The organism is Nitrospiraceae bacterium (genome assembly GCA_019637075.1).
Taxonomy (GTDB): Bacteria; Nitrospirota; Nitrospiria; order Nitrospirales; family Nitrospiraceae; genus JAHBWI01.
On sequence record JAHBWI010000020.1, the window covers coordinates 1 to 9,614 of the forward strand.

4 protein-coding genes and 1 pseudogene are annotated in these 9,614 nt (G+C 59.1%); 1 reads left to right on the top strand and 4 read right to left on the bottom strand.

The features are described 5' to 3' along the window. The 4 genes from KF814_19095 to KF814_19110 form a co-directional block, all read right to left on the bottom strand. A partial coding sequence (locus tag KF814_19095; protein MBX3238261.1) for an NnrS family protein occupies positions 1–416 on the bottom strand: 416 nt, incomplete at its 3' end. A gap of 151 nt (positions 417–567) precedes the next feature. Next, a complete protein-coding gene (locus tag KF814_19100) occupies positions 568–1,494 on the bottom strand; it encodes a hypothetical protein (protein ID MBX3238262.1) in 927 nt (308 codons plus the stop codon). A 344-nt stretch (positions 1,495–1,838) separates the two neighbouring features. Further along, the gene (locus KF814_19105; protein ID MBX3238263.1) at positions 1,839–2,648 is read right to left on the bottom strand and encodes a hypothetical protein; all 810 of its coding nucleotides are present in this window, start codon (positions 2,646–2,648) and stop codon (positions 1,839–1,841) included. Positions 2,649–2,702: 54 nt separating this feature from the next. Further along, the gene (locus tag KF814_19110; GenBank protein ID MBX3238264.1) at positions 2,703–5,768 is read right to left on the bottom strand and encodes a hypothetical protein; all 3,066 of its coding nucleotides are present in this window, start codon (positions 5,766–5,768) and stop codon (positions 2,703–2,705) included. 1,274 nt (positions 5,769–7,042) lie between these two features. On the opposite strand from KF814_19110, the pseudogene dnaE reads away from it, so the two are divergent. After that, positions 7,043–9,614 (top strand): annotated as a pseudogene (dnaE, locus tag KF814_19115) (DNA polymerase III subunit alpha).

The following is a 9,614-nucleotide window of genomic DNA, read 5'->3' on the forward strand; positions in this document are numbered from 1 at the left end:
GCCGCGATTTCGCGCCAGATCACTCCTGATAAGGCAAGGAGATAGGCGGCATCGATCAGGCCACTCACCCCCGGTGTGAACCATGGCAACGCCAGTGCCACGCGACCGGCCGCCCACAGGCAGAACAGACCGATCAACAGGCGTCCTTTAATTGCCGGCCGGTCGGTCCAATTCGGAACGGCCGTCAGCACGAAGCCGGTGATGACCGCGGGTAAGAATCCGAACAGCATCTCGTGCACATGCCATTCACGAGGGGCAGCCAGAGCAGTTGAGCCACCGCCACCCGCAAGCATCACGATCCAGGCAGGGACCGCGAGACCGGCGAACAAGGCCGCCCCCAAAAAAAACGGCCTGAAGCCATAGGAAAACAGTGCCATCTCCGACCTGGTTGCGCCGGATGCGATTCCGTTACTCATAGGCGTGAGTCTTTCGACCGTCTTCGCATGAGTTGCGACAGCCTCTCTTGTAAAAGTAGGCCATAGTCATACCACCTGTGCGGCTATTTCTCATCTTCTAGCCACCGCCCATGTTTCATCAAGGGTGTGTGGCCTGGGCGGACGAGTCAACCTAGTCGAGATCGTACCCGCGCACCGGGAGATACGGTCCCGGGGCATGCCGCAATTGAAACACTCCGCGAGTTCCGACCGACGAAGATTCCGCGATCGAACTCCCGGCGGGTGCCGCGCCAATTTCAACCGGTTCGCGCCGGATCTCTTGACCCGTTCGGGTACGGTAGACCAGCTCATCCCGATCCAGATCATATTCCGGACTATCGACACTTTCCCAGCGCTGCATAAAATAGTGCGCGTAAAACGAATAGAGCCCATGCGTTGCAGGATTTCGCTGCAATACATACTCCGGCATGTTCTGCCCGTCCAGATCAGCATGGTAATGCTGGAGCCAGATGTAATCACCGAGGATCACCAGTTTCACCAATGGAGGATCAGCATAGAGTTTCAACTTTACAACTTTACCCAGCGCCTTCAGTCGCTTGAGCAGCGCGATGCTCTGCCGGACCTCTTCACGAAAGGCCGGCAGCGTGGCGGGAGGAGACGTCAGGGCCTCCATCCGCGTACGCGCATCCTGACTAAACGGGTTCACCAGAAAGATTTTCGCCTCCAGACACTTGTCGAGCACGGATGACAGATCTCCCACCTGGTCCACCAGGGACCCGGATCCGCTGGACCCGATCACCATGACCGTGCGACCGGCCCCCTGCCCTTCCTTCAACGCGGCGATGCGTCGCTGTGCCTCGGGCGCAGGACGGGGGAAAAAAGAGACCAGCCCCGCCCCCCTGGCAGCTGCCGCCAGCGATCGATCCCGCACACTGCGATGAATCGCGGTGAAGCAGGCCATGAACACAACGGCGGCGGTCATTTCCACGGCGATCAGCGAGAATTTATCATGTTCGACCTGCGACCAGAACGACAGGAACTGCCTGGCGCCGGCCGGCAGGAGGAGCGCAATACCCGCGCCCATCGCGACGATGATCATGTGATACAGGCTCCCTGCCGCATGGCGAAGGAATGCCCGGAAACCAAAACAGAATTCATGAACCAACGAAACACCTCTAGACAGGTAAAAAAGATTCCCACGGCAGTGACGGGCTGGCAGTGCGAACGACGGAGGAGCAACCTTCGGCAGTAGGCTCAGCGGAAACGGCACATCTGCGGGTACAAACAACAATCGCGTAAGACTTCAGAGATTGAAGGGCTGCTGCCCCCAGCTACAGAAGGTCTTACGCGAACAGCTGCACTGTATCAGGTCTGTTACCGCGACGCAAGGACGGGAAGGTTGCGAGAAGTCTCCCGATGCTGATGAGACCTTTGTGGGGTGAATCACTTCGTCAATTGATCCATCAGCCATTCCATCGCATCTGAAGATGCGAGCCAGGCCTCGGCAAACCCCGCAAAATAGAGGGCCGCCTCATGCCGGTCTCCCGGCGTGAACCGTTCCGGCAATCGGGCCGGCGGTGTCCGTTTCCCGCTGAACAAGTCGGCCACATGGGGATTGCCTTGCATCGCCGCTCGCAAGTCGTCCTTTGCCGCGGCCTGATCTTCGCGTCGAAGGTCAAGGAGAACGCGGCTCCAGAGAAATGCCGCGGACGAATCTTGCGCATACCGATGCAAGAGACGTTCTGCTCCTGCCACATGTCCCGCTGTCAGATATCGGCTCAGTAAGCCGTGTCGAATCCCCTGGTCATCGTCTGGGTTCAGTTCCAAGAGGGCTTCGCTATGGGCGAGAGATTCCGCTCTCCGGCCGAGCGCCCAGAGGCAGTCGGCCAAGCCCTGACGCGCACGCATGTAGGGCCTCGTTTCAGGCAGTTGCCCAAAGTGGCCCGACTGCTGCGCAAACATTGTCTCGCCGAGACGGCGTCGTCCGGCCTCCACTCCCTGCTGATACCACTGACAGGCTTCCTCTGCCGAACGCGCTTCGGACTCTGCCAATACTGTGTAGGCATCCACACAATCGGGACAGATCTCCAATGCCTGACGTGCCAACGACGCCGCCTGTCGTGCGGTTGTGGCCTCCCACGCTTTGGAGATCAAGACCTGCGACTGTTCCAGCGGTTCGCGTTGTGTGCGGACCGCCTTCGCGAGCGCCGGCGCGGCAGATCGTTTGCCGGAGCGGGGAGATTTTCTATGCATGAATACGGGGCTCCTTCCAGCGGCCCTGGCGGGCGATCCGCCAACAGCTCTCCGTCAGAACAGCGTGGCCAGGTAATCCAGCAGGAACACCAGGCCCGTGCCGCCCGTCGGTAATGCGATCGCGCCGAACAATGGATGCTGCGTAAAGGGCAGAAATGCCCCATCCCTGGTCTGTTCGATCAGCTCGACCATGCGTTCGATGTGGCGGCGTTTGGTCTGTTTACTGACGGGCTCGTCGGACAAGCTTTTGAGCCGGTGTTGCAATTGCCGAACCGCTTCGCGCTTCGCTTCCTCGGCTGATCGCCGCAGAAACACACCATTGCCGAACGCATAGAGCGCGTTCAGGGTAAAAATGACAAGCAAGCCCGCCGGAAAATCCCATCGATCGAAATAACTGTGCCGCGCCACGGCCATCAAAAACACGATCACAAACGGATAGTAGATCATGGCGCTGATGACCGCCGTGCGCTTTGCAATGAACTGAATGCCGAGCCATTCGTGTACGTAGGCCTGCTCCACGCCAAGCTTGGCGGCCTCCCGCGCGAGCAGCCGTTCCGGCCACTCGATCCTCGTGCCGATCATGATCAGAATCAGACGACGACAGAGTCGAGTCGCATCCACGACATAAAACATCAGCAAGGTCATGGCGACGACGCTTACCCCCAGAATGAGCGAATTGAGTGTGAAACAGGCATCGCCCCGACAGGGCGTGACGGGGAAACCGAACTGCAACAGCAAGACGAACCCGAAGCATCCATACACCACGACCTGCGGCACCACGCGCCGTAGTCGTTCTCTCCACGCCCCTAACAGACGATACTCGTGCCAGAGCTCCCGTGCCTCCGCATGACCAAGGAGAGGAGGCAACCAACGGTGGATGCCGATCCACGAACGGAACCGGCGCGATAGCAGCGCATCAAGCCGTAGCAATCGAAATCTCCGAATCAATGTCCGATCGCTTTCCCACAACCGCCACCAGGAATGGGCGAAGAAGATCACGCAGAGCATAAACGCGAGCAAGCGCAAACTCGTCGTCGGCCAGACGCTGATTCCGTCGGTAAACGAAAACGGTTCCCCGTTCGTGCCGTCCAGCCTCGCACTGCAGAGCAGCCCGGCTGCAAGCAGGCCCACCAGCAGCGGGCCGGCAAAAAAACTCAGCCTGGAGCGTCGCCACATCGCCCAGAGTTCGCTGTTGATCAAGATCGCACACCAGAACATCAGGCCGACGGCAGTCAGGAGCAACAGAATCGTGCGCCACGAGGGAAGCCGCAGTGCCCCGCTGACAGGATCGACATCAGGACGCGGCGGATGAATGCTGGACGGTGCACTGGACTGATGCACCGGATCAGGACTGAGATCGACGGCGCCATGTCGGCCGACTTCATAGAGGCGCGGCAGCACGTCAGCCGAAAAGGATTGCCGCCCAGGCCGTTGAAGCTCCTGTGTCCCATCCACTACTTGGAGATGACCCACAGCCCGCAGCACCGAATAAAAGAGGGCGGTTTGGTAACTGTCGCGAAACGGCGGGATGGGTGTCTGAAGGCGGGGGGCCAGTTCAAGCCCGAAATGGGAAGCCACGACCAGATTGCGCGTCCAGGGCAATTGACTCGAATGGGTCAACCGGGAATCGAGATCGGTCGTAAAAAAGAGCGCGTGAGGGAATTTTTTTCGCAACGCCTGCAAGATCATGAGCTTGTCATAGACGTCGCTGCCCAGCACCCCGATGGCCTTGAACTCGCCATCGGCGGTGAGTTCTTCCTGCTTCAATTGCTCCACCAGACGACGCAAATAGTCGAGCTGACTCCGTCCCACTGGCGCGTCCTCGACCGGCTCAGCCCCCAGCCCCTTCTCACCCGGTTTGCCCTTAGCGCTCCCCGCATCCTTTCCGTTTTCCTTGGGTGGCAATTCACCGTCAAGGCCGGCCAAATACGAATAGCGATGCACCCAGTCCGGATACCGCTCCTGACGAAGTGCATCGAGGTGCTGCGCCAATGTCTGAACGGGCTTCCTCTCTGCTGCTGTTTTGGCCTTCCTCGCGGCTGCTTCTTCCGCCAGTCCCTTAGCGACCGCCACGAAGGTGCGTGGCAAGGATCGCCCATAGAGGGTGTCCCATTCTGAGATCAGCGCAATGTGAGGGGTCTCCGCGGATGCAGTCAGATCGATCTTACGACGCGCCAACTCCAGCACCAATTCTTTCGCCAGCGCATCGTCGGAGCCGATCGTGCGGATCAACTTTAGGCCTGCAGCGGCGAACCGATCTTCGACCGGCTTGGCCGTCGGCGGACCAGACGCCTCATCCAAGAGAATCGGGTCGGCAGCCGTGGCCCAGGAAGAATAAAATTGCGCGTCCTTCAACAGGGTGGATGCGACCGGCTTGGGCGTTGCCGCAGTCGGTTTGAGTTCCTCCAGCATGGCGCTCAGCGACCCGGAGGTGCGAGGCCCGAGTATCCGATAGGCGGAGGGGGTTGCGTTCAGCTTCTCCTTGAGATGGCCCACCAAGCTCGTCAGTTCGTGCAATGGCTTCGAACCGAGATCCTGCTCTTTGAGCCAGAGGACCAGAATATGCTGCGCCTCCTGCTTGCCCTGCTCGTCGGGCTTGGACAAGCCTGGCCCTGGAAGGAACCACTCGGAAGGCACGATCGTGTGCGCATTCACCGCCGAGTTCCATTCGAAGTAGCGGATGGATTCTCCGGATTCAGGCAAGTACCCGGCTGCGCCCAGCGCCGACACCAACGCGTAGCGATCGCGCAACCTCGATTCCACACCACTCGCATAGGGACTCCCATCCACAAACACCGGGAGTAACACAAACGAGAATGATCCCTTGGTGAGTTGGGCGCCATCGACCAGACCAGGCGAGGCATGGTGTTCATGCTCCCTACCGCTTCCGGCGGTTTTTTCTTTCTGTTGATGGGTCGCCACCGCCTCGAACGGATCCTGCCAGAGGCGGGATTGGACCCGATCGCGCACAACCAAGGCAGACTTCTCCGCCTCCTTGTCGATCGGTCGCGAAGTCTTGATGGGGCCCTGATAAATGATCAGGCTGCTCACTGCGGCCAACAGCAACGCCATCAGACCGGCCAGCGGCAGTTTCGGTTTCTCGTCTTTTGGTTCCGCCATTGAAGCAACCTGTTCACGAGCCGGGTTGTCGAGACTCGGATCTTCACAAGTAAGCCGCCGAACATCGCCTACGCAAAATCAACGACAGGCTAGTCTCGGCAACGAAAACTGTCAATGGAGAGAATGAGGGACCGGCGGGTGACGCATCTAGTCTATCGGTGCATTGAACGCCCTCCGAATCCTCTCCTTCTGTTCAAGGCGGGTGGTCTGGTGGTCTCCGACTGTGCGCGGCCTATCGCTCTCACCGACCGCTCATATTCATCACAGGCGGGTGGCCGGGGGGAGCCTCCAACTGCGCGCGTCCAACGAGGGGCTTCTGAGCCCGCGCGTTGCGCGAGCACGGAGGCTCTCCCGGCCACCCGCCCTCCTCCTCCCCCTTTCGTTTGACTTCAACTTTCCCCCTCACTACAATCGGACCCCGTGGCATCACAATTCGTTCATCTCCATCTCCACACCCAATACAGCCTTCTCGACGGCGCCAATCAGATCGACCCCCTGATGCAGCAGGTGAAGTCGTTCGCCAGCAACCGGCCGTTGCGATGACCGATCACGGGCAACATGTTCGGCGCGGTGGAGTTTAGACTGGAAGCGCTTGTGGCTGGCGTCAAACTCAGATTACCGGCGTGAAGCCTAAGCATGGTGCCGGGCAGCCGGCTGGAGAAGAATTCACACCTCGCGCACAACGACTTTGCCACCCTCATCCCTGGCCACAACTCAAGGGATACCATAACTCATCAAATTGGTGAGCAAACCCACTTTGAAGGTTTCTAATATAAGCCTCGGATGGATAAGGAAATTTTACAGCAGCAATTAAGGAAGGTCTCATCGGCCTGTCAGAAGGGCTCTGGAGCGGAGAAGTCGCCCATCTCATCGGACAGAAAAGATCTGGCCGGCGCCACCAAGGCGGCCGGTGAGTATCACGAGATCTTCGGCAAGGACAATTATTATCTCGAACTGTGCCGCCAACGGACTGGAACATCAGCGCATCGCCAACGACGGGCTGCTTTCGACATCCATAAGAAGCTCGGCATCCCCTCTGGCTGGACCAACGACTGTCACTACCTCAAGAAAGAAGATGAACGCCCGCACGACCTCATGTTGTGCTTGCAGACCGGCAAAACGATCAACGATCCCAACTCGCGGCGAAGTTCGACACGGACCCAGCTCTACGTGAAATCCACGGAGCAGGCGCTGGTCGAGTTCAAAGAAATGCCGACGGCCGTATCCAACACCGTCAAGATCAAGCGCGAAGCCTGCACTGAACTGGCGCTCAACAAAACCTATCTCCCCAGTTCAAAAGTACTGGAAGGTTCACTACAAAACCTACGTCGAGCAGCGCTTGTAATGGAAGAGGCCTGGCGGCGCGCCTCAAGGAACGCCCGAGCTCCATTCCCGAGATCGCCTATCAGGTCCGGCTGAAAGAAGAAATCGCGGTCATCTGCTCGATGGGATTCGCCGGCTATTTCCTCATCGTGTGGGACATCATCAAGTTTGCGCGCTCGCGCGGCATCCCCGTGGGACCGGGGCGCGGCTCCGCCGCCGGCAGCCTCGTCGCCTATGCCCTGCGCATCACCGACCTCGATCCCTTGGTCTACTCGCTCCTGTTCGAGCGATTCTTGAATCCCGAGCGCGTGTCCCTCCCCGACATCGACATGGACTTCTGCATGGATCGCCGGGACGAAGTCATCAACTACGTCATCCACAAATACGGCGAAGACCACGTCGCGCAAATCATTACCTTCGGAACCATGAAGGCCAAGGCGGCCATTCGCGATGTGGGCCGCGTCCTCGAGATGCCCTACGCGGAAGTGGACCGGATCGCCAAACTCGTGCCGGATGATTTGAAGATGACCCTCGACAAGGCGCTCGAGCAGGAACCGCGCCTCAAGGAACTCGTCGACAAAGATGTCAAGGTGAAGGAACTCATGTCGGTCGCGCAGTCGCTGGAAGGGCTGGCACGCCACGCCTCCACACACGCGGCCGGCATTGTCATCTCCGATCAGCCGCTCACGGAACATGTCCCGCTCTACAAAGGTCCCAAAGACGAAATCGTCACCCAATATTCCATGGGTGATGTCGAAAAAATCGGCCTGGTGAAATTCGACTTCCTTGGGTTGAAGACTTTGACGATGATTCAGCGGGCCGAGTCCCTCGTCAACCAGGGCCGCCCCGGCCAGCCGCCTCTCAAGGTTGAACAATTGCCTTTCGATGATCCGGCCACCTTCGCGCTGCTCTCGTCCGGCAAAACCACCGGGGTGTTCCAGTTGGAAAGTTCCGGGATGCGCGACCTGCTGATGGGCCTCAAGCCCGACCGGTTCGAGGACATCATCGCCATCATCGCGCTGTATCGTCCCGGTCCGATGGATCTGATTCCAGACTTCATCAAACGCAAACAGGGAAAAATTCCGATCGCCTACGAGATGCCTGAGCTCGAACCGATCCTGAAGGACACGTATGGCGTCATCGTCTACCAGGAACAGGTCATGGCCATCGCGAACACTGTGGCCGGGTTCTCGCTGGGGCAAGCGGACATTCTCCGTCGCGCCATGGGAAAAAAGAAGCCGGAGGAAATGGAAAAGCTCCGGGTCAAGTTCCTGGAAGGCGCGAAGCAGAAAAAAATCCCGGAGAAAAAAGCCGACAAACTGTACGAGCTGATTCAAAAGTTCGCCGGCTACGGGTTCAATAAGTCGCACGCGGCGGCCTACGCCGTGGTGTGCTACCACACGGCCTATCTGAAGGCACACTACCCGACGGAGTTCATGGCCGCCCTGATGACGACCGACATGGGCAACGCGGATAAGATCGTCGGCTACTTCACCGAATGCCGCGGGCTTGGTATTCCCGTGCTGCCGCCGGACGTGAATCAAAGCCAAAAGGATTTTGCCGTCGTCGACAAGAGTATCCGTTTCGGGCTCGCGGCGATCAAAAATGTCGGCGAAGGCGCCGTCGAGGCGGTCATCGAATCGCGCAACGAAGGCGGACCGTTCCGCTCGTTCTTCGATCTGTTCCGCCGCGTCGATCTCCGCAAGCTGAACAAACGGATGATGGAAGGGTTGATCAAGGCGGGAGCCTTCGACTCCATGGGCGGGCGGCGCTCGCAATATCTGGCCGTCCTCGATCAGGCGATGGACGAAGGGGTGAGCATTCAAAAGGAACGCGCGGTCGGCCAAACCAGCATCTTCGGCGACGAGATGCCGGGCCTGCCGCAAACGCTCGATGAACCGGCCTTGCCCGATGTGCCCGAGTGGAGCCAGGGTGAGTTGTTGAAGTATGAGCGCGAGTTGACCGGCTTCTACATCAGCGCGCATCCGCTGGCCCGCTACGAAGCCGCCATCCAACTCTTCTCCAACACGACGAGCATGCAGGTGGCCGATGTGCCGGACGGCCGCGAAGTGAAACTCTGCGGCATCATCACGGCGGTGAAATCCATGCTGACCAAAAAGGGCGATCGCATGGCCTACATCACCCTCGAGGATTTACACGGCGTGATAGAAGTGATAGCCTTCCCCGACCTCTATCGAGACCATGCCGAGATGATCGTGCCGGAACGGGTCGTGCGGTTGACAGGCACCGTGGATCGCGGAGACAAGGGCACCAAGTTGCGCGGGACCAAGATCGAACCGCTGGCCGAGCTCCAGAACAAGGGCATCTCGCGGGTGATGATTCGCCTGCATGATGGACCGATGGCTTCCACCAGGCTTCCGATGCTGCGTCAGGTGTTTCAGAAATACCCGGGTTCATCGACCGTCGCCCTGATCATGGCGCTCGGCGGCGCCATCGAAGCCCGGACGTCTCCCCTGCCCAATGTGAAGATCACTCCCAGCGAGCATTTCGTCGCCGATATTG